Source organism: Amycolatopsis sp. NPDC114504, from assembly GCF_055633595.1.
In genome coordinates, this window is record NZ_JBVKDU010000005.1 from 257585 (window position 1) to 279872 (window position 22288).

Below are 22288 nucleotides of genomic sequence, written 5' to 3' on the forward strand. Positions count from 1 at the left end.
GGCGCTCCCGGGTGGACACGACAGAATGCGGAAGATGATCCGAGGGGGACGCCAGGTGCGGGCCAAGCTGGGAAACGCGTACGTGCTGCTGGGCGCCCAGGTGCTCGTGCTGGTGGTGCTGCTCGTGTCGTACAACGACGGCCGGCTGCGGTTCCCCGCCTACCGCGTCGACCTGGACGTCTACCGGCTCGGCTCGGCGGCGCTGCTGCGCGGCGGCGCGCTGTACGGCACGCTGCCGCCCACCGGCGACGGCCAGCTCCTGCTGTTCACCTACCCGCCGTTCGCGGCGATCGTGCTGGCCCCGCTGGCGGTGCTGCCGTACTGGGCCGCCTGCCTCGTGGTCACCGTGGGCACGCTCGGGCTGCTCGCGGTCGTGCTGGTCACGGTGCTGCGGGCGCTGGGCGCGCGCAGCGACTGGCGTCGCGTCGGGGCGCTGCTGCTGGCCGCCGAGGTGCTCGAGCCGGTCCTGCGCACGGTGTACGCGGGCCAGCTCGACCTGCTGCTGCTCGCGCTCGTCGTGCTGGACGTCCTGGTCGACACGCCGCGGTGGCCGCGTGGCCTGCTGATCGGCCTCGCCGCCGCGATCAAGCTGACGCCGGCGATCTTCCTGCTGTACTTCCTGCTCCGCCGGGACACCCGCGCGGCCGTGACCGGCGTCGTCACGTTCCTGGCCGCGACGGCGCTGGGGTTCCTGCTCGCCGGGGCGGACTCGGTGCGGTACTGGACGAGCGCGCTCTGGGACACCGGCCGCGTCGGCGAGCCGACCTACGCCGGTGACCAGTCGCTGCTGGGGCTGCTCGCCCGGGCCGGGGTGCCGGCGGACGCGCGCACCGCGTGGTGGCTGCCGCTGGTCGCCGTCGTGCTCGTGCTGACCGCGCTGGGGGTGCGGCGCGCGCTGGCGGCGGGGGAGAAGACCGTAGCGCTCGGCCTGAACGCCGTCGGCGGGCTGCTCGTCTCACCGATCTCGTGGACGCACCACTGGGTCTGGATCGTGGTCGTGCTGCTCGGCTGGGCCGAGCTGGCGCGCCGCACCCGGCGACGCGGGTTCGCCGCCGTGGCCGGGGTGGGCGCGGTGCTGTTCGTCACCGGTCCGCAGTGGTGGTGGCCGCGCGGCGGCGAGGTGGAGCGCGACTGGAGGTTCCTCCAGCAGCTGACCGGCAACGGCTATGTCCTCTTCGGACTCGCGGTGCTGGTCACCGCGGCGCTCGTCCGGTTCCCACGGGCGGCGGACGACCTCAGCGGTGCCGTTCCGGCCGGCGCCACAGCCAGCCCCCTCCGAGGATGAGCATCGCCGTGCCGAACGCCAGTGCCAGGCAGATCCCGCCGGTGTTCAACGGCAGCGCGTCCATCACCGCCTGGGGCAAGGGCAGCAGCCCGGCGAGGCCGACCACGGCGTAACAAGCCCCGGCGATGACGAGGAACCGGGCGGCCGCCCGCGAGGAGCGGGTGCAGAACACCGCGGCGGCGCCGGTCAGCAGGTGCACCAGCGTCCACGCCCCCGACACCGCGAAGACCCCGAACAGGGTCCGCGCGGACCCTTCGCCGACCGTGACCCCCGGAATCAGCTCGAGCGCGCCCAGCACCAGGAACAACAGGCCGATCAGCATGCCCATGCCCTGCACGGGAGCGGGGCCCGGCTTCGGCGCCCGGGCCTCGGGCTCGGTGGTCGTCATGCTTCCCGGATTCCCCGCGCGAGCTCTTTTAATGCACCGGTTGAGGGGTAACCGGGCAGAAATCGGACCGAGGAGCGAAACGATGACCGAGTACCGCCACACCGCGACCGCCGACGTCAACGCCGACGAGCTGTTCGCCTTCCTGAGCCACCCCGAGAACCTGCCGCGGTACTTCCCGGAGATGAAGGTCGCCGAGCCGAAGGGCGGGGACAGCGTGCACGTCGAGGCCGAGGTCCACGGCAAGCGGGTCGCCGGCGAAGCGTGGCTGCACACCGACGCGGCGAACCGCTCGCTGTCGTGGGGCGCGGAAGGTCCCGACGACTACCACGGCGAGCTGCGGATCTCCGAGGACGGCCCGGCGTCGTCGGAGATCACCGTGACGCTGCACAGCGTCCGCGAGGCCGGTGGTGGCGAGGTCCAGCAGGGCCTCGAACGCACGGTGGCGGCGATGACCCACGCGGCATCGGCCGACGCCGACGTCGAAGCCGCCGAGGGCCAAGGCGGCTGGACCTCCTACGACGCCAAGAGGGACTCGTCGAGCTGAGGCGGGAACGGCCCGTAGGCGTTGCTCCGCGCGCCACGGGTCCGGAGCGCGGGAACGGCGAACAGGAGCCTGAGCAGCGCCGGGGGTGCGGTGCCGCGGCCGCGCGCCCGCGCCGCGGCGGCCCGCTTCTCGACCCGCACCTGGTCGGCTTGGACGCGTTCGATCGCGCGGATGCGGTCGGCCTGGATGCGGGCGAGGACGTCCGGCCCGGCCTCGCCGGCGCGCGACGCCGGGATCAGGCGGTTCGCCGCCGCGACGGCGTCCTGGACCGCCATGAGGATCCCGTTGCCGCCGGTCGGGGAGATGACGTGCGCCGCGTCGCCGAGCAGGAGCAGGCCCGGGCGGTACCAGCGCTCGACGCGGGAGATGTCCACCGACAGCAGCGTGGTCTGCGAGAAGTCGGTGAGCAGGGGGGCGCGGTCGGCCAGCCACGGCACGCGCTCGCGCAGGAACGCGCGGATTGGTTCGACGCCGCCTTCGCGCAGCGCCGGGTACCAGCCCTTCTCGATGCTGTAGCCCACCTGCCAGTCGCGGACCCCGCCGAGGACGCCGACGTAGGCGTCGTGCCCGAAGTAGAGGTCGAGGTCGGCGTCGGGCGGGTCGCCGGGGGAGCGGGGCAGGCGGAACCAGAGCAGGTCGGTGGTGGCGCCGAGCGGCCGCGCGTCGAGGCCCGCGAGCCGCCGCACGGTGGAGAACCGCCCGTCGGCGCCGACGACCAGGGACGTCGCGAGTTCGCCGCCGCGATACCGGACCCCGGTCACCTCGCCGTCCGCTTCGAGCAGGCCGGTCACCTTGGCGTTCGTCCGGAGCGTGAACGCCGGCAGTTCGGCCGCGCGCTCGGCGAGGAAGTCGAGGAACCGCACCTGCGGCATCAGCGCGACGTAGCCGAACGGCGTGTCGAGCCGGTCGTAGTCGGCGCAGCTGTAGACGCCCGACGGCGTGTGGAAGCGGAACGACCGCGCCTTGAAGTGGTCGAGCTCCAGGAGGTCGCCGGCCAGGCCGAGCCGGTCGAGGAGCTCGAGGGTGTAGGGGTGCAGCGAGTCGCCGCGGAAGTCGCGGTCGAAGTCGGAGCGCGCTTCGAGCACTGTGACCTCGATCCCGGCGCGGGCGAGCAGGTAGCCGAGTAGCAGCCCGCCGGGGCCGCCGCCGGCGATCGCGACGCTCACGCCGTGTCCGAGGGGGTCCCAGTGTGCACTGTGGACAGGCGGAACACCGCCATCCCGGGCACGTGCTCGAGGATCTGGGCGACACTCGCGTCCTGCGGGACCGGGAAGGCCTTGACCGCCCACGGCACCGACATCGCGGCCAGGTACGTCGCGACGACTCCGGCGGCTTCCTCGCCGTCGACGGTGTCGGCGCGGCAGTCCTGCCGTTCGCCGGCCGCGAGCAGCGCGCATTCCGGCGCGTCCAGGAGGTTCGCGACCCAGTCGCGGTCGCGCACGGGTGAGACGAGGTAGCGCCCGCCGTTCCGCGCGACGACGGCCAGCGGCACGCGCCGCGGCTCGCCGGTGCTGCGGCCGCGGGTCTCGACGACGCGCAGCGCGTACCCGCCTTCGGGCGGCGCCTCGCCGGGCGCGTCGATCAGCTTGGCGGTCATTTCGGCGTTCATCGCTCGGACGTCCACCCGGTTCACGGTAGCAAAACTCGCTAGATTGTCTAGCTACCATAGAATGACCAGGTGGAAGACAGCGTCGCGTTCCGGGTGAACCTCGCCCTGCGGGACCTGCTGGCGCTCGCCCACGACGTCCAGCTGTCCCTGGCCCGCCGGCTGGGCCTCGGCGCGACCGACGTGCAGGCCCTGCAGCACCTGGCCGCGGGCACCCCGATGGGTACGGTCGACCTGGCGCACGCGCTGAAGATCCGCTCCGCGTCGGCGACGGTCCTGGTCGACCGCCTGGAGGCCGCGGGCCACGTCCGCCGCGATCGCCACCCCAGCGACGGACGGCGGATCACGCTGGTCATCGCGGACGCGGCTCGCACCGAAGTCCGGGCGGCGCTGGCCCCGCTGGTCGACGCGGTGACCCGGCTGACGGCGGAGCTGGCGCCCGGGGAGGCCGAGGTGGTGGCGAAGTTCCTCGGCGACACCACGGAAGTGTTGCGAGCGTACGCGGACGAGTCGCCGTAGCCCCTCAGGCGGCGCGCCGGTGGTAGACGGCGCGGCGGGGGAGGTCCGTCAGCCCTTTCGCGAGGCCGCGCCGAGATTGAGCGAGCGGAGCCGCCCGGGCCGGGTTAGCGTTCCGGCCATGCGAGACGAGCCCGCGCTCTGGCTGTTCGCCGACCAGCTCGGGCCGCACTTCCACAGCACCCCCGAACACCGCGGCCGCGACGTGCTGCTGATCCGGTCGGCCGCGGCGTTCGCCGCCAAGCCGTTCCACCGGCAGAAGCTGCACCTGGTCCAGGCCGCGCTGTACCGGCTCGCCGCCGACCTCGGTGACCGCGTCACCCTGCTCGACGCCCCGGACTACCGCACCGGCCTGCGCCGTTTCGGGCGGCCGGTGGTCGTGCACGAGCCGACGTCGCACGCGGCCGACGCGTTCGTCCGGCGGCTGCGCGACGAAGGCGTCGTCACGGAGATCCTGCCGACGCCCGGCTTCGTGCTGTCCAAAGAGGACTTCAGGTCGTGGGCCGACGGGCGCACGCGGTTCGTCATGGAGGACTTCTACCGCGACCAGCGCCGCCGGTTCGGCGTGCTGCTCGAACCGGACGGCGGCCCCGAGGGCGGGCACTGGAACTACGACCACGACAACCGCCAGCCGCCGCCGAAGACCACCCGGCTCGACGTGCCCGCGCCCTGGCACCCGCGGGAGAACGAGATCGACGACCGCGTCCGGGCGGAGCTCGACGAAGCCGAGCGCGCCGGGAAGATCCGGCCGGTCGGCGTCGACGGCCCGCGCCGGTTCGCCGTCGGGCACGACGAGGCGGGCCGCGCCCTGCGCCGGTTCCTCGAGCACCGCCTGCCCGTCTTCGGCCCGAACCAGGACGCAATGCTCACCCACGACTGGGCGATGGCGCACGCGCTGCTCTCGGTGCCGCTCAACCTCGGCCTGCTCGACCCGCTCGACGTCGTGCGGCGGGCCGAAGAGCGGTACCGGGCCGGTGACGCGCCGTTGAGCAGCGTCGAAGGGTTCGTCCGGCAGGTGCTGGGCTGGCGCGAGTGGGTGTGGCACCTCTACTGGCACCAGGGGCCGGATTACCTGCGGCGCAACGCTTTGCAGGCGCACCGCGAGCTGCCGGAGTGGTGGCGTTCGCTGGACGCGGACGCCGTCGAGGCCGCCTGCCTGCGCACCGCGCTCACCGGCGTGCGCGACCGCGGCTACGCGCACCACATCGAGCGCCTGATGGTGCTCGGCAACCACGCGCTGCAGCGCGGGTACGACCCGGCCGAGCTGAACCGCTGGTTCGCCACCGCCTTCGTCGACGGGTTCCCGTGGGTGATGCCGGCGAACGTGATCGGCATGAGCCAGTACGCCGACGGCGGCATCGTCGGGACGAAGCCGTACGCCGCCGGCGGGGCCTACATCAACCGGATGAGTGATCATTGCCCCGGTTGTGTTTTCGACCCGAAAAAGCGGACCGGGCCGGACGCGTGCCCGTTCACGGCCGGGTACTGGGCGTTCCTCGACCGCAACGCGGGCCGGCTGCGGGACAACCACCGGATGCGGCAGCCGTTGCGGGGCCTGGAAAAGCTCGCGGACCGTGACGAGGTTGTCGCCCGGGAGGCTGACCGTCGCCACTTCTGATTTCAAGCCAGTTGTTCACACTATTGTGTAACTAGCCGGGCGGGCTCCGCTCTTTTACGGTGATTGCCTCCCTTTCCCCAGCGAAGGCGATCCTCCGTGCCCGACGCAGACCAGCGCGCTGGCGTGCTGTCCAAACGCGCTTTGGTGACCGCGTCGCACGCGGTCGAACGCGCCGCGCTCGCCGACGGGACGGGCGCCGACACCGTCGTGTTCGCGCTGTTCCAGCGGTTGCCGTACTTCGAACGCGAACGCGACATGTACGCGCGGATCGCGCGGAAGGCGGCGGTCACGGTCGTCGGGATGGTCGACTCCGGCCGGCCGGACCTCCCGCACGGCGTCACGCCGGTGCTGCTGCGGCCCGACGAGCCGATGGCGCGGGAGTGGTCGGTCGCCGTGCTGTCGCCGACGTTCGGGGCCTCGGTCGTCGCGCAGGACCTGGACGAGGTCGACCCGCAGGCGACGTCGGTCGAGCGGGCGCGGCTGTTCCGCGGCCGCTGGGGGCTGCGCCGCGACGAGGCGTACGCGGAGGTCGTCCGGCTCCGCGACGCGATGGGCGACCGGCTGCCCCCGGCCGTGCGGCGGCGGGTCGGCGAGGTCCTGGAGTCGGTGGAGGCACCGGCGGCGGTCGACGTCGAGAGCCGGGCGGAGGCGGCCCTGCGGCACGTGGCGTCCCGGCTGGACGAGGCCCGCGCGTCGGCGCCGGCGGTCCCCGGCCCGGCCGTCGACCCGAACACGGGGCTCGAAACCCTGGCGGGCCTGACCCGGTGGCTCGGCGACGCGACCGACACGGTGCCGCTCGGGCTGGTGCTGGTCGCGGTCGACGACCTCGCCGCGGTCGAGCGGCGCCACGGCACCCGCGTCCGGATGCACACGGAGCAGAACATCGCCGACCTGCTGCGCGGGGGACTGCGCCCGCTCGACCGCGCGGTGCGGCTCGGGCCGGGGGAGTTCCTGGTGATCCAGCCGGCGGTCCCGGCAGCGGAGCTGACGTCCCGCAGCCGCAACCTGGAGCGCCGGCTGGCCGCGCTGCACGCGACGTACCCGTTCGTGGACCTGCACCCGCGCACGACGACGCTGCTGACCCGCCGGCGTCCGTTGCCGCTGCCGAAGCTCCGGGCTCAGCTGAGGGAGGTCCCGGCGATGACGCTGTGGCCGCCGAGCCAGGGGTCGTTGCCGATCCCACCGGAGCCGCAGGGCCTGGCGATGCGCTCGGGAGCGGGTACCTGGTTCCGGTGACCGAGTACTCCGTATAATGACCTATACGGCCGGCGGTGATCCACGCTCGATCGCCGACACGAGCGCAGGCAACGCGGCCACCTCCACCGCCAAGACGCGCCGACCGGCGAGGCTGATCCATGTCCAGAGTGGGCGCGTACGAGGCCGCACCGGCGCGAACCGGTGGTCGAGCATCGCGAGGGCGACGAGACCGAGCGCCCTCGCGGCCGCCTGGGCGTACGGCGAGCGATCAAAGCCGGGTCTGCGATCATGGCCGCGTGAAGCCCCGCCGCTGGAACCCGGACACCGTCGCGCCGCCGCTCGGGCGGTACAGCCACCTCGCCGAGGTGCCCGCCGGGCACCGGCTCGTCTTCCTGGCCGGGCAGCTCGGCGTGGCGCCCGACGGCACGCTCGCCGACGGTCCCGAAGCGCAGGGGCGGCAGATCTTCGCCAACCTCGAAGCGCTGCTCGCGGCGGAGGGGGCCGGGCCGGAGCACCTCGTCAAGCTGCTGACGTTCGTCGCGGGCATCGAGCACCTCGCCGGCTACCGTGCCGCGCAGGCCGAGGTGTTCGCGAAGTGGTTCCCGGACGGCGACTTCCCGGCGCAGACCCTCGCGGTCGTGGCGGCGCTGGCCGGCCCGGACTACGCCGTGGAGGTCGAAGCGGTCGCCGCCGTGCCCGGCTAGGCGAAGATCGCCAGCGCCAGCCCCGTCCCGATGATCAGCACGCACGCCGCGACCGTCGTGCGCCGGTAGTGGAGGATCAGCGCCGCGAACTCGCGCAGCAGCGCGCTCGGCAGGAAGTACCGCGCCGTCGGGGCTCCCGTCGCGTCGAACGGCAGGCCCAGGCGGCGGCACTCCACCGCCGTGCGGAACACGTGGTAGTTGCTGGTCACCGCCAGCACGCGGGGCGGCCGCACGCCGCCGGGCAGCAGCTCCGCCGAGAACGCCAGGTTCTCCTCGGTCGTCGTCGCGCGGTCCTCACGGCGGATCCGCTCGGCCGGGATTCCCCGCCCCTGCAGGTATTCGTGCATCGCCGCGGCTTCGGTCGTCGTCTCGCCGGGGCCCCGGCCGCCCGACACCACCAGCAGCGGGGGAGCCGCTTCGCGTTCGTACAGTCGGATCGCGCGGTCGAGCCGGGCGGCCAGCAACGGCGTCACGCGGTTCTCGGCCAGGCCGCAGCCGAGGACGATGATCGCGTCGAAGCCCGTGCGCCGCCGCAGCCTGCCGTACAGGATCGAATACCCGAGCAGCGACGCGAACAGGAACCCGAAGTAGCAGGCGAGCACCGCGGCCGTCGCCACCAGGGCCGAGCCCCACCGGCCGAGCGGCACGAAGAACAGCCCTTCGAGCGCCAGCATGCCGACGCCGAGCAGGAACGAGAGCAGGTTCGCGAGACTCCGGCCTTCGCGCCGGACCATCCCGACGCCGTTGACGATCAGGGCCACCGGCAGCACCAGCGCGACGACCGCCACCAGCACGCCGACGACCGGGACGAGCCATTCCAGGTGCAGCGCCGCGCGCAGCAGCCACAGCCCGGCCAGCAGGAGCGCCAGTCCCAGCCAGACGGCGTTGCCGAGGCGACGCGGTTCGCGCACCAGCCGCACCGCGAACACCAGCAGGGCGGCCGCGGCGCCGCCGAGCAGCACGGCTTCGGTGACGTTCACCCTGCCTCCTCCCTCCCCCGGAGAGGCCAAGGTAGAGCACGCGGACCCGGTGTACGTCCACCGGGTCCGCGTCCACTGTGGAGCCGTCAGGCCTTGTGCTGCATGCTCGACCGCGCCGGGTTGCCCTGGTCCGCGGCCTTCGGGTCCTTCTCGTCGGCCTTGGCGCGCACGCCCGACTCGATCCGGTCGCCCAGGTCCTTGTCGACGTTGCGCCAGTAGTCGAAAGCCCGCAGCAGGACCGGTTCCGAGACGCCGTTGAGCAGGTGCCCGACGACGTTGTCGACGAGCCTGCCGCGCTGGTCGTCGTCGAGGACCTCGCGGACCATCGTCCCGGCCTGGCCCCAGTCGTCGTCGTCCTCGCGCAGCGTGTACGCCGTGCGGACCATGTCGCCGTCGGTGTGCCAGCCCGAAGGCTGCCCGTACTTCGCGACGTCCGCCTGCGGGCCGCCCTTGGAGTTCGGCGCGTATACCGGGTCCGACACCTTCGTGTACCGCATCGCGCCGTCCTTGCTGTAGCTGTGGACGGGGGAGACGGGTGCGTTGACCGGCAGCTGCTTGTAGTTCGCGCCGATCCGGTAGCGGTGCGCGTCCGGGTAGGAAAACAGCCGGCCGAGCAGCATCTTGTCCGGGCTCGCGCCGATCCCGGGCACCAGGTTGCTCGGCTCGAACGCCGCCTGCTCGATCTCGGTGTGGTGGTCGGTCGGGTTGCGGTCGAGCGTCATCCGGCCGACGTCGATCAGCGGGTAGTCGCCGTGCGGCCACACCTTCGTCAGGTCGAAGGGGTTGAAGCGGTACGTCTTCGCGTCGTCGAAGGGCATGACCTGCACCTTCAGCGTCCAGCTCGGGTGGTCGCCGGCTTCGATCGCCTCGTAGAGGTCGCGCGTGTGGTAGTCGGTGTCGGCCGAGGCCATCTGGTCGGCTTCGTCCTGGGTGAAGGTCTCGACGCCCTGGTCGGTCTTGAAGTGGTACTTCACCCAGAAGCGTTCGCCCGCGGCGTTGATCCACATGTAGGTGTGCGAGCTGTAGCCGTTCATGTGGCGCCACGTGCGCGGGATCCCGCGGTCGCCCATCAGCCACGTCACCTGGTGCGCCGACTCCGGCGACAGCGTCCAGAAGTCCCACTGCATGTCGTGGTCGCGCAGGTTGTTGTCCGCGCGGCGCTTCTGCGACCGGATGAAGTGCTGGAACTTCAGCGGATCCCGGATGAAGAAGACCGGGGTGTTGTTCCCGACCATGTCGTAGTTGCCTTCGCTGGTGTAGAACTTCACCGCGAAGCCGCGCGGGTCGCGCCAGGTGTCGGGGCTGCCCCGCTCGCCGGCGACGGTGGAGAACCGGATCAGCAGGTCGGTCTTCGTGCCGGGCTGGAACACGGCGGCCTTGGTGTACGCGCTGACGTCGCCGGTCACCTCGAACCGGCCGAACGCGCCGCTGCCCTTGGCGTGCGGCTGGCGTTCGGGGACGCGTTCGCGGTTGAACTGCGCCATCTGCTCGATGAGGTAGTTGTCGTGCAGCAGGATCGGGCCGTCGGGCCCGACGGTGAGGGAGTGTTCGTCGCTTTCGACAGGGATGCCGGCGTCGGTGGTGGTCGGTTCGGTCACGGTGTTGCCTCTCTCCGGGAAGTGGTGGCGTGGCAGGCGGGGCAGACGCCCCAGAACACCACTTCCGCTTCGTCGATCAGGAAGCCGTGTGCGTCGGCCGGGGTCAGGCACGGGGCCGCGCCGACGGCGCAGTCGACGTCCTCCGTCCGCCCGCAGCGGCGGCACACGACGTGGTGGTGGTTATCCCCGGCGCGCCGTTCGAAACGTGCCGGGTGGCCCGGCAGCTCGATCCGCCGGATCAGGCCGGCCGTGGCGCACGCGCCCAGGACGTCGTAGACCGCCTGGGTGGACATCGATCCCAGCACCGAGCGGACCCCGGTGCCGATTTCGTCCACTGTGGAATGAGGATGCGCGGCCAGCCACGCGAGCACCGCCCGCCGGGGCGCGGTGACGCGCAGGCCGGCGGCCCGCAGCGTGGTGGTCACATCGCTCATGACACCCCACCGTGCGCGCTCTTCTGGATCGGGTCAAGTCCTCGGATGGACGGTTTCGGCGGCCGGAAAACGGGTAGAAGCGCGGCTTTCTGGCATGGTGAAGGGGTGAAACCGGCCTTCGTGCTGCACGAACACTGGCGCCCGCGCCACCACTTCGACCTCCGGCTCGAGGAGGACGGCGTGCTGCGGTCGTGGGCGGTGCCGCGCGGTCTCCCGCCGGACGCGAAGGGCAACCGGCTCGCGGTCGCCGTGCCCGACCACGCGCTGGACCACCTCGCCTACGAGGACGAGACGAAGAAGGTCGCCGACACCGGCTGGTGGGAGGAACACGACCGGACGGACAAGCGGATCCTGTTCACGCTGCACGGGCGGACGGAGTCGGTCCGGTACGCGCTGATCCGCACCGACCGCGACTGGCTCCTGCACCGCACCCGGGAGCAGCCGGGAGACGCCGGTCAGGCCGTCCGGAGCTGACCGCCGGCGCGCATCGCCCGGTGGGCCCAGTGGCCGAGCACCGCGAGCAGCGCGATCTCCAGGACCATCATCAGCCGCTCCACCAGGCCCGTGGCCACGGTCGGGAGGTGGCCGCCGAGGACGACGTTCACCGCGAACGGCACGATGAACGGCAGGTAGAACGGGATCGCCGCCAGCGCCAGCCGGCGCGACCAGGTGGCGAACCGGCGCCAGCGGGGGTCGTCGCGGTGCCGTCGCCCGAGCGTCCAGCCGACGATCGGCAGGCTGAGGCACGTCACGGCCGAGGCGTAGAGGTGGATCTTGCCGGTGGCGGTGATGGCGCCGCCCTGGGGATCCTTGGCGAAGACGGCGACCGCGAGCAGGCTGACGCACCACAGCGCCTTCGCCGTCACCAGCGCCGGGTTGGCCAGCAGGCCCCGGCGGTAGAGCGCGACCAGCAGCAGCGCCGAGCCCGTGCTGGTGAGCAGCAGCGCGGCGTCCCACATCCACCGCCCGGGGCTCAGCGCGTAGTCGCTGAGCATCGAGGTGACCGGGTCGAGCGGCGCGAGCCGCCGGTCGACGTGCAGCACGACCAGCAGCACCAGCGCGGTGGCGAGCGTGGCCAGCGCGCCCGGGACGAGCAGCCGGGCGCGGAGTGAGGGACGGACGGGCGACGGCAACAGCATGTAGAGGGACACTCCCGGACGGCTCGGCTGGTTCAGGCGCAAGCCGCGGACGCTACCTGTGACCGTTCCGTGATCATCGCGCGACACGCCCGAGATGTGACCCGCGCCACCGGGAGGGCGGTCAGTGGTCGCCGTCCTGGGGGATCTCCGCCGAATCCGTCAGCCGGAGCTTGCGCCGCGCCCGCTGGTAGAACGTCGTCATCCCGAGCCGGACGACCCGCGCCGCGCTGGGCCGGGCGTGCAGGTCGAGGCGGTCGCCGGGGGAGACGTACCCCTCGACCTGGCCGTCGACCTCCACCGCCAGCCGGCCGCTGGTCGGCAGCAGCTCCAGCGTCACCTCGTCGTGCACCGACAGCACGATGCCCCGGCTGTACGCGGAGTGCGGCGCCGCGGGCGTGACCAGCAGCGCCTCGACCGACGGGCTGGTGATCGGGCCGCCGGCCGAGAAGCTGTATGCCGTCGAGCCGGTCGGGGTGGCGACGACCACGGCGTCCGCCGAGTAGCTGACGAACTGCTGGCCGCCGACGTGCACCGCGACCACCGCGCTGCCGTCGCCCGGCACGCGCACCACGGCGATGTCGTTGAACGCCGTGATCCGGCGCCCCTGCAGCACGGCGTCCACGGCCAGCCGCGGCTCCACCGTGAACTGGTGGTCGTCGATGGCCGAGAGCGCGCCGGGCAGGTCCGGGACGTCGACCTCGGCGAGGAAGCCCAGCTTGCCGAGGTTCACCCCGAGCACCGGCGCGCGCTGCCCGTCGGCGAGGCGCATCGCCCGCAGCATGGTGCCGTCCCCGCCGAGGCTGACCACCAGGTCGGACCGCCGGCCGAGCTCCTCGGGCGTCACCCCGATCGCCGCGCAGTTCAGGCGGACGATCTCGTCGGCGATGCCGAGGATCTCGATGTTGCGGTTGCCGGCCCAGCCGAGCACGGCTTCGACGGCGGCCGCGGAGTCGCGGCGGGGGTGCAGCACGAGGCCCGCGGAGTGCATGTCAGCGACTCCGGACGGGTGAAGAGAGCGTCATGCGCTCAGTGTGCCCGCTCCCGCCTCGCGTCGCGAGAACCGGAGCGCGCCGTCGTCGATCCGGCCGTGCCGCAGCTTGACGACGTCGTGCGCGTAGCTCATGCCGAGCGTCCACGGCGCCCGCGAACCGGCCTTCGGGAACTCGTCGATCGCCCGCAGCACGTACCCCGCGTCGAAGTCGAGCAGCGGCCGCTCGGTGACCGCCGGGTCGTCGTTGACCGGCACGGCCTGGTCGTACCCGCCGCGGTCGAGGTGGCGCAGCAGCCGGACGAAGTACTCGCCGACCAGGTCGGCCTTCAGCGTCCAGGACGCGTTCGTGTAGCCGATCGTGAAGATGAAGTTCGGCACGCCGCTGAGCATCATCCCCTTGTACGCCATGGTTTCCGGCAGCTTGACGGGCTCGCCGTCGACGACCAGGTCGATGCCGCCGAAGGCCAGCAGCCGCAGCCCGGTGGCGGTGACGACGACGTCCGCGGGCAGCTCGTCGCCCGATTCGAGCCGGATGCCGGTCTCGGTGAAGGAGGCGATCCGGTCGGTGACGACCGAGGCGTCACCGTGCTTGATCGCGCGGAACAGGTCGCCGTCGGGCACCAGGCACAGCCGCTGGTCCCAGGGCTGGTAGCGCGGCTTGAAGTGGGTGTCCACGGCGTACCCCGGCGGCAGCTGCTTCATCGCGGCCTTGCGGATCATCGCCTTGACCACGCTGGGGCGGCGCCGGCTGAGCTGGTAGATCAGCGTGCTCACCGCGACGTTCTTCCACCGCGCGATCGGGTACGCCAGCTTCGCGCCGAGCAGCCCGCGCAGCCGGTTGGCGAGCGCGTCCTCCGACGGCAGCGACAGGATGTAGGTGGGGGAGCGCTGCAGCATCGTCACGTGCTCGGCGCGGTCGGTCATGGCCGGCACCAGCGTCACGGCCGTCGCGCCGCTGCCGATCACGACGACCTTCTTGCCGGTGTAGTCCAGGTCCTCGGGCCAGTGCTGCGGGTGCACGACCGTGCCGCCGAAGTGCTCGATGCCCGGGAACTCCGGCGTGTGGCCGCCCGCGTAGTCGTAGTAGCCGCTGCACAGGTAGAGGAACTTCGCGGTGAACCGCACGGGCTCGCCGTCGTGCGTGGCGTCGACCGTCCACAGTGCGTCCTCTGTGGACCACGCGGCGCGGACGACCTTGTGCCCGAACCGGATGTGCTGGTCGATGCCCGCGTCGGCCGCGGTGTCGCGGACGTACTGGAGGATCGACGGGCCGTCCGCGATGGCCTTCTCGCTGGTCCACGGCCGGAACCGGTAGCCGAGGGTCTGCATGTCCGAATCGGAACGGACGCCCGGGTAGCGGAAGAGGTCCCAGGTGCCGCCGATGGCGTCGCGGGCCTCGAGGATCGCGTACGTCTTGCGCGGGAACGCCGTCCGCAGGTGGTGGGCCGCGCCGACGCCGGATAGCCCGGCTCCGACGATCAGGACCTCGACGTGCTCGGTCATCGCACGGCCTCCGTCCGCCGCGGGCGCCTCAGCAGGCGCGTGAGCACGGCGTTGTAGTGGGTGGGGGTGACGCGGGCGAGCGCGTCGAACAGGTAGGCGTCCGGGCCGACGAGAATCCGGGCCTTCCCGCGATCGACGCCGGTGTGGATGATCGCCGCGGCCTTGTCCGGCGACGTCATCGTCATGGCCTCGAACTGCGCGGCCATCTCGTCGCGGGTCCGGCCGAGCCCGGTGGGGTCCTGGCGCACCCGGGCGTTGCGCGCGATGTTCGTCGTGATGCCGCCCGGGTGGACGGTGATCGCGCGGACGGCGCTGCCGGCCAGCTCCTGCCGCAGCGCCTCGGTGAAGCCGCGGACGGCGAACTTCGCCGCGCAGTAGGCGCTTTGGTAGGGCATCCCGAGCAGGCCGTACACGCTGGAGGTGTTGACGATCGCGCCCTCACCCTGCTCGACGAGAATGGGCAGGAACGCCCGCGTCCCGTGGACGACGCCGCGGAAGTTGATGTCGTGCAGCCAGTCGTCGTCCTCGGGCACCGCGTCGAGCACGCTGGAGGTGACCGCGACACCGGCGTTGTTGAACACGGCGGCGAGCGGTGAAGGCAGCCATTCGCGCACCTCGCCGGCGAACCGGAGCTGGTCTTCGGCGTCGCGGACGTCGAGCACGCGCGTCAGGACCTTGCCGTGCAATGCCGACGCGGTGGCTTTCAGGCCGTCCGCGTCGACGTCGGCGATCGCGACCGGCGAGCCGAGCCGGGACAGCCGGGTGGCCAGTGCCCGGCCGATGCCGGACGCCGCGCCGGTGATCACCACCGGACGGCCGGTAAGGCTACGGGGCCGTGACATCGCTGCTCCTCACGTGCTTGTCGATGAGGTCGAGCAGGGTGGGCCAAGCGCCTTCGGGCAGGTCGTGACCCATACCGGGGACGGTTTCCAGGCGCGCGCCGGGAATCGCGCGGGCCGTGGCGGCGCCGCCCGTCGGGTGGACCATCCGGTCGCGGTCGCCGTGGATCACCAGCGTGGGCGCGGTGATCTTGCGCAGCCACGCCGTCCGGTTGCCGGACTTGAGGATCGCGCCCAGCTGGCGGCCCACGCCGCCCGCCGTCGGGTCGCGGTCCCAGCCCACCCCGGCCTTCTCGCGCACCCAGGCCTCGTCGAAGGGGAAGCCGTGCGAGCTGATGTGCCGGAACATCGTCACGGCGCTTTCGACGGCCTCTTCACGGGACTTCGGCGGCTTCGCGCCCATCAGGCGCAACGTCGAGAACGCCGGGCGGCCGAGCAGGCGGGACCCGGTCGTCGACATGATCGACGTCAGGGTCCGCACGCGCACCGGGTGCAGCGCCGCCACCGTCTGCGAGATCATGCCGCCCATCGACACGCCCGCGATGTGGGCGGTCTCGATGTCGAGCGCGTCGAGCAGGCCCACGGTGTCGGCGGCCATGTCCTTCAGGTCGTACTGCTCCGGCGGGAAGCGCCCGGCGAACATCGCGGGCAGGCTCGCCGGCCGGAAGCGCGGGTGGGTCGAGCGCCCGGCGTCGCGGTTGTCGAACCGGACGACCTCGAAGCCGCGCTCCGCGAGCCGCGCGCAGAACGCGTCCGGCCAGCTGTGCAGCTGCTGGCCCAGCCCGGCGACGAGGAGCAGCGGCTCGGCACCGCGGTCCCCGATCCGTTCGTACGACAGGGAAATCCCCCGGCCGGCGTCGGCGATCTCTTCGGTCACGAATCTCCTCCGGTGCTCCGGCGGCGCACGATCGCGCGGCCGCCCTTGGCGGGGGCGTAGGCCACGCCCCGAGAGTGCCAGCGTTCGTCGCGCTCGGCGGTCGGCACGAGGTCGAAGTCCCGCAGCAGCGTCCGCAGCACGACGGTCATCTCCATGGTCGCGAACGCGGCGCCGAGGCAGCGGCGGGTGCCGCCGCCGAACGGGATCCACTGGTAGAGGTCCGGGCGCGCGCCTTCGAAGCGATGCGGGTCGAAGGTGGCCGCGTGCGGGAACACCGCGTCGTCGTCGTGGATCAGGGCGATGCTGACGAGCACCGCGTACCCCTTCGGCAACGTCCAGCGGCCGAGCCGGTAGCCGTCCTGCTTGACCTGCCGGGCGGTGAGGTCGATGACCGGGCGGGTGCGCTGGACCTCGAGGATCGTGGCGTCGAGCAGCTTCCCGTCGCCGTTCTTCAGTTCTTCGAGCAGCGCGGGGTGGCGGCGGAGGCGTTCGACGGCCCAGGCCAGTGTCGTCGCCGTGGTTTCGTGCCCGGCGGTGAGCAGGGTGAGGAGCTGGTCGGCGATCTCTTCGCGGCTGAGCCCGGAGCCGTCGTCGTAGCGGGTCTGCAGCATCATCGAGAGGACGTCGTCTTTTTCTTCGACGCGGGCCTTGGCGATGAGCCGGTCGACGATCGCGTCGTACTCGCGGCGCATCCGTTCGAAGCGGCGCCAGGGGTTGAAGCGGCCCTTCTTCGAGATCGGCGCGACGGCCAGCCGGGAGCCGAGGGTGACGAACGGCGGGAGCAGCTCGCGCAGCTCGGCGAACTCGGCCCCCTCGGCGCCGAACACCGCGCGGAGGATGGCGTTGAGCGTGATCCGCATCATCGAAGGCAAGGTGGCGAACGCTGTGTCGTCCGGCCAGCTTTGCAGCTCCCGGACGGTTTCTTCTTCGACGATCTTCTCGTAGGCGGCGAGCCGGCGGCCGTGGAAGGGCGGGACCAGGAGCTTGCGCTGCTTTTTGTGCTCGTCGCCGGAGAGGGCGAACATCGAGTGCGGGCCGAGCACCCGGCCCAGGTTGACCTCGAGGTTGTCGACGAGGTCGGGCCCGGAGGTGAAGAGCTGCTTGATCTCGCCCGGGTCGCTGATCACGACGGCGTGGCCGAAGATCGGCACGTTGACGGTGAAGGCGTCGCCATAACGGTCTTTGAGCCGTCGCATGCCCCGGAGCGGTTGCGTCAGTGCGTAGGCGCCCTGGACGGCGCGGGGCGCGGCCGGCCCCGGCGGCAGCGTCACCGCGGTTGTCACGGTCGTCATCGACCCTCCCGAACTGGTGGTACGCGAGCGTACCGTCGGTACGGTACGCCGGTGTACCATCTCGTTTCAAGAGGAGGCTTGTACCGTGACTTCCGTGGACGTCGACACCCGCCGGCACCGGCAGCGGCTGCTGGACGGGCTGGCCGCGTCGATCACCGAGGACGGCTTCCGCGACACGACGGTCGCCGGCATCGTCCGCCGCGCCCGCACGTCCCGCCGGACGTTCTACCAGCACTTCGCGAGTCGCGAAGAGTGCCTGATCGCGCTGCTGGCGGACGCGAACCGCGCGATGATCCAGCAGATCTCCGACGCGGTGGACCCGTCCGCACCCTGGTCGCTGCAGGTGCGCCAGGCGATCGAGGCGTGGATCGCGTGCGCGGAGTCCGAGCCGGCGATCACGCTGAGCTGGATCCGCGACGTCCCTGCTTTGGGCGCCCCGGCGCGCGATCTGCAGCGCGACGCGATGGAGGGGTTCATCGCGATGACCCAGCGTCTGACGGACACACCGGCGTTGCGCGCGGCGGGAATCAGTCCGCCGTCCCGTCAGCTGGCGATCATGCTGCTGGGCGGGTTGCGAGAGCTGATCGCCACGACGGTGGAGGACGGCGGCCGGGCCGGCGACGTCACCGCGGTCGCGGTGCGAGCGTCGCTCGCGTTGCTCGGCCCGGCCTGACTAGCTGTATTGATCACGGAGGTTGGGTACGGGGCGACACGTGATCGGATGATCCTGGTGTGAGGGAGGACCTCCGGGTTCGGTGCGGATTGCGACGTCTACACCAGCCAACGGAGGCCCTGGTGACCCACGCTAACGCACCCCTGACACCCACCGGCAGACTGCGCGCCTGGCCCGCTGCGTCGTCGACGACGACCGGCCGCTACGGCGAGCCGCCGAACGGTTCCCAGTGTCGGGTCTCCACCGCCGCACGATGGGCCGGCCGCTACCGCAACCACGGCGAAGCAGGAATGACCGACCGTTCCTCGCGGCTCTGGACCAGCCCCAACCGGACACCCACCCGAACCGAACAACGCGTGATCAAAGTCCGGCTGGCTCGCCTCGCCCACCTCGACCGAGCCACCGGCAGCCCGGTCCGCCGCCACGAACACCCCGCACCCGGTGACCTGTCCACGTCGACATCAAAAGCTCGGCACCATCCCCGGACGGCGGCGGCCACCAGATCCACGGCCGCACCCCATCGGCGGACGCACCAGCGCCGCCCACCGCGACCCCGACCGGCCCCGCCGGATCGGCGGCCGCGCGAATCTGGGCTACAGCTACCTGCCAAACGCCGTCGACGACCACTCCCGGCTGGTCTGCACCGAGATCCTCGCCGAGGAGACCAAGGAAACCGCGGCCGCGTTCCGGACCCGGGCGCAGGCGTTCTTCACCAGCTGCGGGATCACCGTCGCGCGGGTTCTGACCGACAACGGATCCTGCTACCGCTCACTTCTCCGGCGCGACACGCTGCGCGAGCGGGCATCGTCGACAACGCACCCGGCCTTACCGACCGCAGACCAACGGCGAAGTGAACGCTTCACCCGGACCCTGCTCGAGGAATGGGCCTACAGCCAGCCCTACCGCACCGAAACCGAACGCCGAGCAGCGCTACCGAGCTGGCTGCACACCTACAACCACCACCGAGGACACACGTCACTCGCAGGTCAGCCACCCGCCAGCCGCGTCCCCAACCTCACGGGTCAATACAACTAGCCCACGTCGACAGTCAGTTTCGGCGGGTCGCGCAGCTCGCTGTCGACCTTGTCCAAGCGCGTGGTCAGCTCCTCGATCGCCGCGCGGGCGTCGTCGCAGATCCGGTTGGCGGCCACCAGGTACGCATCGCAGATCTCCCAGTAGTTCGCGCCGCCGATCGCCGCGGCGGGCTTGCGCTGCTGCGCGCCGTCGACCGCCTCGGCCAGCACCGTGTCCAGCTCGAGGATCTTGTCGAGCTCGAACGGGAACTTGCCCAGCACCCAGTCGCCGATGGCCTTGAAGACGGTCAGGCCGACCCGTTCGAACCCGGGGTCGGTGAACGTCGCGGCCTGCAACGCCCCGACGAACTGCTTCATGACCTTGACGATGTCGGCCCGCGCCTGCTCGAAGATCTGGGAGTACGCGATGAGGCACTGGCCGAGCTTGCCGACCGCGAGGATGTAGGGCTCGCTGTAGTTCTCGAGTTCTTCGCGGTAGGTCTGCACCCCCACCGCGACATCGCCTTCCCACCTCCCGAGTGCGGCACCGAGCGCGCTGTCGAGATTGTTGAGGACGTCGATGCTCGGGTGCTCTTCGCCGGCCGACTTGTAGCGCAGCCCGTCGATGGCCGGCCACGCCTGGTGCATGACCTTGATCTGCTGCTGCGCGATGACGTCGGACGGGTAGAAGAACCGTTCGAACGGGTAGTCGGCCCACCGGTCCGGGTGCGGACCGGTGGGACCGTGTTCGTGGAGCAGCCAGTCCACCCACCCGGCCACCCAGCGGGCCCAGAGCGCCACTTCGCCGCACTGGCTCTCGTACCGGTCGAACTGCGGGTAGTGCCCCGGCGGGCGGTCGGGGAAGTACGGCGGCTGGTTCACCGGCTTCCCCCGTCCGCCCAGGATTCGCCGATGCGCCGCAAGTGCTCGCTCGCGGCCGCGTCGGTCTCGGCGTAGAGCTTGGACGCGCCCTGCAGGCCGCCTTCCAGCCGCCGGGCCGTGTCGACGAAGTTGTCGTTGTGCGAAATGAGCGTGTCGAAGATTTCTTTGAACTTGTGATCGAACCTCTCGCAGGCGTGGAAGAACACTCCGGCGTCGCCGTAGTCGCCCAGCAGGGCGGTATTCCCCTCGATCGTGGCCTGCGCTTTCTTGACGGCCGAACCGTGCGCTTCGAAATGCGTCACCGCCTCGGTCGCCCGCTCGGCGGCATGCTGCACCAGTTTGGGATCGACCTCGAAACCCTGCACCATCTTCCCCCTTCACGACCATGGGTCGTCGCCCGGACGTAATCCGGCAAATCGGTCTGAATGCTACGCCTGCCGAAGGCGTCCGGAGGGGGCTTCAGGCGAAACTCAAGCGTCCAGGTCCTGGGCGATCAGTTCGGCCAGTGCGTCGACGGACTCCCGAGCCGAGTCACCGTCGGCGGTCAATTCGACCTCGTCGCCATGACCGGCGCCCAGGGTCATCAACCCCAGGACGCTGGCCGCGTCGACCGGATCTCCGGCCACTCCGCCGGTGATCTTCGCGATGCGAACCTTCGCGGCCTGACCGGCGGCCGCGCGAGCGACCAGGCCCGCCGGGCGGGCGTGGAGCCCGACCGTGCTGGCGACGAGTGTGCGGCGTTGGTACACAGTGGACTCCTTCACGCGTTGACGGTCTGACCGGACACGGCGGCGGAACGTTCGGTCGCGCGGAAACGCACCTGCTTCAGCGCGATCACCGACCCGGCGGCCACCAAAGTCCCGGCCACCAGCGCCACCAGGAACAGCAGTGGGCTGCCGATCAGCGGGAGCACGAAGATCCCGCCGTGCGGGGCGCGCAGCGTCGCGCCGAATGCCATCGACAGCGATCCCGTGACCGCCGACCCGAGCATGATCGACGGGATCACGCGGAACGGGTCCGCCGCCGCGAACGGGATCGCGCCCTCGGTGATGAACGACGCGCCGAGCAGCCAGGCCGCGCGGCCGTTCTCACGTTCGGCTTCGGTGAACAGCTTCTTCCGGACGGTGGACGCGAGCGCCAGTGCCAGCGGCGGCACCATGCCGGCCGCCATCACCGCGGCCATGATCTGCAGCGACGCCGTCGCGCCGGTGGTCAGGCCGCCGACCGCGAACGCGTACGCCGCCTTGTTGACCGGGCCGCCCATGTCGAACGCCATCATCAGGCCGAGCAGCGCGCCCAGCAGCAGCGCGCTGGCGCCGCTGAGGCTGTTGAGCCAGTTCGTCAGGCCCGTGGTGGCCGCCGCCATCGGCTTGCCGACCACGACGTACATCAGTACACCGACCACAATGGACCCGAGCAGCGGGTAGACGACCACCGGCATGATGCCGCGCATCGCCTTCGGCACCTGGATCTTCTTCAGCGCCAGCACGACGCCACCGGCCAGCAGGCCCGCGACGAGGCCGCCGAGGAACCCGGCGCCGACGGTGACGGCGATCGCGCCGCCCACGAAGCCGGGCGCGATGGCGGGGCGGTCGGCCATCGCGAAGGCGATGAACCCGGCCAGCACCGGCACCAGGAAGTCGAACGCCGCACTGCCGATCTGGAACATCAGCGCGGCCCAGCCCGCGACCGACCCCGCGTCGAAGTGCTCGGTGACCTTCGGCGCGTCGACGATCTTGTAGCCGCCCAAGGCGAAGCTCAGCGCGATCAGCAGCCCGCCCGCCGCGACGAACGGGATCAGGTAGCTGACGCCGGTCATCAGCCACTGGCGGACCTTGGTACCGGGCCTGTCGTTCGCGCCGACCTTCGAGGTCAGCTCCGGGGCGGCAGCGGGGGCGACGGGCTCCCGGGCCGCGGCCTTCGCGCGTTCGAACAGGCCCGCGGCGTCGTTGATCGCGGCCTTGACCGGCGCCTCGACGATCGGCTTGCCGGCGAAACGGTCCCGGCCCCGCACCGCGAGGTCCGCGGCGAAGATGACGGCGTCCGCGCTCGCGATGTCCTCGGCGGACAGCGGCTCGGACCCGGCCGAACCCTGGGTCTCGACGACGATCGTGTCGCCGTTGGCCTTCGCGGTCTGCTCCAGCGACTCGGCGGCCATGTAGGTGTGCGCGATCCCGGTGGGACACGCGGTGATGGCGACGAACTTCAT

At 71.7% G+C, this 22288-nt stretch carries 24 protein-coding genes and 1 pseudogene; 9 read left to right on the top strand and 16 right to left on the bottom strand.

All coding sequences use genetic code 11. The annotated features are described in order from the left end of the window. Positions 1-34 precede the first annotated feature (34 nt). Positions 35-1285, top strand: a complete 1251-nt coding sequence (locus ACZ7PG_RS37290) for a glycosyltransferase 87 family protein (protein ID WP_470243886.1) — start codon at positions 35-37, stop codon at positions 1283-1285. On the opposite strand, the gene ACZ7PG_RS37295 is transcribed toward ACZ7PG_RS37290, so the two are convergent. Beyond that, positions 1236-1673, bottom strand: a complete 438-nt coding sequence (locus ACZ7PG_RS37295; RefSeq protein ID WP_470243887.1) for a DUF4383 domain-containing protein — start codon at positions 1671-1673, stop codon at positions 1236-1238. The two genes, ACZ7PG_RS37290 and ACZ7PG_RS37295, sit on opposite strands and share 50 nt — an antisense overlap. An 82-nt stretch (positions 1674-1755) precedes the next feature. On the opposite strand from ACZ7PG_RS37295, the gene ACZ7PG_RS37300 reads away from it, so the two are divergent. Beyond that, the gene (locus ACZ7PG_RS37300) at positions 1756-2217 is read left to right on the top strand and encodes an SRPBCC family protein (RefSeq protein WP_470243888.1); all 462 of its coding nucleotides are present in this window, start codon (positions 1756-1758) and stop codon (positions 2215-2217) included. Here ACZ7PG_RS37300 and ACZ7PG_RS37305 read toward each other — a convergent pair. Then, positions 2187-3383 carry an FAD-dependent oxidoreductase gene (locus ACZ7PG_RS37305; RefSeq protein WP_470243889.1) on the bottom strand — a complete coding sequence of 399 codons (1197 nt, stop codon included), beginning with the start codon at positions 3381-3383 and terminating at the stop codon, positions 2187-2189. The two genes, ACZ7PG_RS37300 and ACZ7PG_RS37305, sit on opposite strands and share 31 nt — an antisense overlap. Continuing rightward, positions 3380-3841 (bottom strand): nitroreductase/quinone reductase family protein, encoded by a 462-nt coding sequence (locus tag ACZ7PG_RS37310; protein ID WP_470243890.1) that lies wholly within the window; start codon positions 3839-3841, stop codon positions 3380-3382. Before ACZ7PG_RS37310 ends, ACZ7PG_RS37305 begins: the two co-directional genes overlap by 4 nt. A gap of 54 nt (positions 3842-3895) precedes the next feature. Between ACZ7PG_RS37310 and ACZ7PG_RS37315 the strand changes: the two genes are divergently transcribed. The 4 genes from ACZ7PG_RS37315 to ACZ7PG_RS37330 all read left to right on the top strand — a co-directional run bounded on the left by ACZ7PG_RS37315 (position 3896) and on the right by ACZ7PG_RS37330 (position 7858). Continuing rightward, the gene (locus tag ACZ7PG_RS37315) at positions 3896-4342 is read left to right on the top strand and encodes a MarR family winged helix-turn-helix transcriptional regulator (protein ID WP_470243891.1); all 447 of its coding nucleotides are present in this window, start codon (positions 3896-3898) and stop codon (positions 4340-4342) included. A 118-nt stretch (positions 4343-4460) separates the two neighbouring features. Further along, positions 4461-5957 (top strand): cryptochrome/photolyase family protein, encoded by a 1497-nt coding sequence (locus ACZ7PG_RS37320; protein ID WP_470243892.1) that lies wholly within the window; start codon positions 4461-4463, stop codon positions 5955-5957. A gap of 96 nt (positions 5958-6053) precedes the next feature. Next, positions 6054-7193, top strand: coding sequence for a DICT sensory domain-containing protein (locus ACZ7PG_RS37325; RefSeq protein WP_470243893.1), 1140 nt, complete (start codon positions 6054-6056; stop codon positions 7191-7193). Between the two features lie 257 nt (positions 7194-7450). Continuing rightward, positions 7451-7858: a RidA family protein gene (locus tag ACZ7PG_RS37330; protein ID WP_470243894.1), complete on the top strand. Its 408-nt coding sequence runs from the start codon at positions 7451-7453 to the stop codon at positions 7856-7858. Here the strand turns inward: ACZ7PG_RS37330 and ACZ7PG_RS37335 are convergent. The 3 genes from ACZ7PG_RS37335 to ACZ7PG_RS37345 form a co-directional block, all read right to left on the bottom strand. After that, the gene (locus ACZ7PG_RS37335) at positions 7855-8838 is read right to left on the bottom strand and encodes a YdcF family protein (protein ID WP_470243895.1); all 984 of its coding nucleotides are present in this window, start codon (positions 8836-8838) and stop codon (positions 7855-7857) included. The two genes, ACZ7PG_RS37330 and ACZ7PG_RS37335, sit on opposite strands and share 4 nt — an antisense overlap. An 86-nt stretch (positions 8839-8924) precedes the next feature. Next, positions 8925-10436 (bottom strand): catalase, encoded by a 1512-nt coding sequence (locus ACZ7PG_RS37340; protein ID WP_470243896.1) that lies wholly within the window; start codon positions 10434-10436, stop codon positions 8925-8927. Continuing rightward, on the bottom strand, positions 10433-10870 hold the full coding sequence (locus ACZ7PG_RS37345; RefSeq protein WP_470243897.1) for a Fur family transcriptional regulator: 438 nt from the start codon (positions 10868-10870) through the stop codon (positions 10433-10435). Before ACZ7PG_RS37345 ends, ACZ7PG_RS37340 begins: the two co-directional genes overlap by 4 nt. Positions 10871-10975: 105 nt before the next feature. Here ACZ7PG_RS37345 and ACZ7PG_RS37350 point away from each other — a divergent pair, with 105 nt between their 5' ends. Further along, positions 10976-11344 carry a DNA polymerase ligase N-terminal domain-containing protein gene (locus ACZ7PG_RS37350; RefSeq protein WP_470243898.1) on the top strand — a complete coding sequence of 123 codons (369 nt, stop codon included), beginning with the start codon at positions 10976-10978 and terminating at the stop codon, positions 11342-11344. Here the strand turns inward: ACZ7PG_RS37350 and ACZ7PG_RS37355 are convergent. The 6 genes from ACZ7PG_RS37355 to ACZ7PG_RS37380 form a co-directional block, all read right to left on the bottom strand. Continuing rightward, positions 11326-12051, bottom strand: coding sequence for a DUF998 domain-containing protein (locus tag ACZ7PG_RS37355; RefSeq protein WP_470243899.1), 726 nt, complete (start codon positions 12049-12051; stop codon positions 11326-11328). The two genes, ACZ7PG_RS37350 and ACZ7PG_RS37355, sit on opposite strands and share 19 nt — an antisense overlap. Before the next feature lie 79 nt (positions 12052-12130). Continuing rightward, positions 12131-12997, bottom strand: coding sequence for an NAD(+)/NADH kinase (locus ACZ7PG_RS37360; RefSeq protein ID WP_470243900.1), 867 nt, complete (start codon positions 12995-12997; stop codon positions 12131-12133). 30 nt (positions 12998-13027) lie between these two features. After that, entirely contained in the window at positions 13028-14503 is a 1476-nt protein-coding gene (locus tag ACZ7PG_RS37365) for a flavin-containing monooxygenase (RefSeq protein WP_470243901.1), read from the bottom strand. Further along, positions 14500-15345 (bottom strand): SDR family NAD(P)-dependent oxidoreductase, encoded by an 846-nt coding sequence (locus ACZ7PG_RS37370; RefSeq protein WP_470243902.1) that lies wholly within the window; start codon positions 15343-15345, stop codon positions 14500-14502. The genes ACZ7PG_RS37365 and ACZ7PG_RS37370 overlap by 4 nt, the downstream gene beginning before the upstream one ends. After that, positions 15329-16219 (bottom strand): alpha/beta fold hydrolase, encoded by an 891-nt coding sequence (locus ACZ7PG_RS37375; protein ID WP_470243903.1) that lies wholly within the window; start codon positions 16217-16219, stop codon positions 15329-15331. Before ACZ7PG_RS37375 ends, ACZ7PG_RS37370 begins: the two co-directional genes overlap by 17 nt. After that, positions 16216-17511 (bottom strand): cytochrome P450, encoded by a 1296-nt coding sequence (locus ACZ7PG_RS37380; RefSeq protein WP_470243904.1) that lies wholly within the window; start codon positions 17509-17511, stop codon positions 16216-16218. Before ACZ7PG_RS37380 ends, ACZ7PG_RS37375 begins: the two co-directional genes overlap by 4 nt. Before the next feature lie 85 nt (positions 17512-17596). Here ACZ7PG_RS37380 and ACZ7PG_RS37385 point away from each other — a divergent pair, with 85 nt between their 5' ends. Together ACZ7PG_RS37385 and ACZ7PG_RS37390 are read left to right on the top strand one after the other, a co-directional pair. Next, positions 17597-18184, top strand: a complete 588-nt coding sequence (locus tag ACZ7PG_RS37385) for a TetR/AcrR family transcriptional regulator (RefSeq protein ID WP_470243905.1) — start codon at positions 17597-17599, stop codon at positions 18182-18184. Between the two features lie 122 nt (positions 18185-18306). Next, positions 18307-19219: pseudogene (locus ACZ7PG_RS37390) on the top strand (integrase core domain-containing protein). Here the strand turns inward: ACZ7PG_RS37390 and ACZ7PG_RS37395 are convergent. The 4 genes from ACZ7PG_RS37395 to ACZ7PG_RS37410 all read right to left on the bottom strand — a co-directional run bounded on the left by ACZ7PG_RS37395 (position 19216) and on the right by ACZ7PG_RS37410 (position 22288). Next, entirely contained in the window at positions 19216-20079 is an 864-nt protein-coding gene (locus ACZ7PG_RS37395; RefSeq protein WP_470243906.1) for a hypothetical protein, read from the bottom strand. The pseudogene ACZ7PG_RS37390 and the gene ACZ7PG_RS37395 overlap by 4 nt on opposite strands. After that, positions 20076-20447, bottom strand: a complete 372-nt coding sequence (locus ACZ7PG_RS37400; protein ID WP_470243907.1) for a hypothetical protein — start codon at positions 20445-20447, stop codon at positions 20076-20078. The genes ACZ7PG_RS37395 and ACZ7PG_RS37400 overlap by 4 nt, the downstream gene beginning before the upstream one ends. A 102-nt stretch (positions 20448-20549) precedes the next feature. Then, positions 20550-20828, bottom strand: a complete 279-nt coding sequence (locus ACZ7PG_RS37405; protein ID WP_155544522.1) for an HPr family phosphocarrier protein — start codon at positions 20826-20828, stop codon at positions 20550-20552. An 11-nt stretch (positions 20829-20839) separates the two neighbouring features. Beyond that, complete coding sequence (locus ACZ7PG_RS37410; protein ID WP_470243908.1) at positions 20840-22288, bottom strand: PTS fructose transporter subunit IIC; 1449 nt, start codon at positions 22286-22288, stop codon at positions 20840-20842.

What these genes read in the sequence shown, in the direction of transcription:
- ACZ7PG_RS37345 (WP_470243897.1), bottom strand. Translation starts at nt 10,870, where the DNA reads ATGAGCGATGTGACCACCACGCTGCGGGCCGCCGGCCTGCGCGTCACC.
- ACZ7PG_RS37370 (WP_470243902.1), bottom strand. Translation starts at nt 15,345, where the DNA reads ATGTCACGGCCCCGTAGCCTTACCGGCCGTCCGGTGGTGATCACCGGC.
- ACZ7PG_RS37300 (WP_470243888.1), top strand. Translation starts at nt 1,756, where the DNA reads ATGACCGAGTACCGCCACACCGCGACCGCCGACGTCAACGCCGACGAG.
- ACZ7PG_RS37400 (WP_470243907.1), bottom strand. Translation starts at nt 20,447, where the DNA reads ATGGTGCAGGGTTTCGAGGTCGATCCCAAACTGGTGCAGCATGCCGCC.
- ACZ7PG_RS37295 (WP_470243887.1), bottom strand. Translation starts at nt 1,673, where the DNA reads ATGACGACCACCGAGCCCGAGGCCCGGGCGCCGAAGCCGGGCCCCGCT.
- ACZ7PG_RS37320 (WP_470243892.1), top strand. Translation starts at nt 4,461, where the DNA reads ATGCGAGACGAGCCCGCGCTCTGGCTGTTCGCCGACCAGCTCGGGCCG.
- ACZ7PG_RS37290 (WP_470243886.1), top strand. Translation starts at nt 35, where the DNA reads ATGATCCGAGGGGGACGCCAGGTGCGGGCCAAGCTGGGAAACGCGTAC.
- ACZ7PG_RS37365 (WP_470243901.1), bottom strand. Translation starts at nt 14,503, where the DNA reads ATGACCGAGCACGTCGAGGTCCTGATCGTCGGAGCCGGGCTATCCGGC.
- ACZ7PG_RS37410 (WP_470243908.1), bottom strand. Translation starts at nt 22,288, where the DNA reads ATGAAGTTCGTCGCCATCACCGCGTGTCCCACCGGGATCGCGCACACC.
- ACZ7PG_RS37380 (WP_470243904.1), bottom strand. Translation starts at nt 17,511, where the DNA reads ATGACGACCGTGACAACCGCGGTGACGCTGCCGCCGGGGCCGGCCGCG.
- ACZ7PG_RS37360 (WP_470243900.1), bottom strand. Translation starts at nt 12,997, where the DNA reads ATGCACTCCGCGGGCCTCGTGCTGCACCCCCGCCGCGACTCCGCGGCC.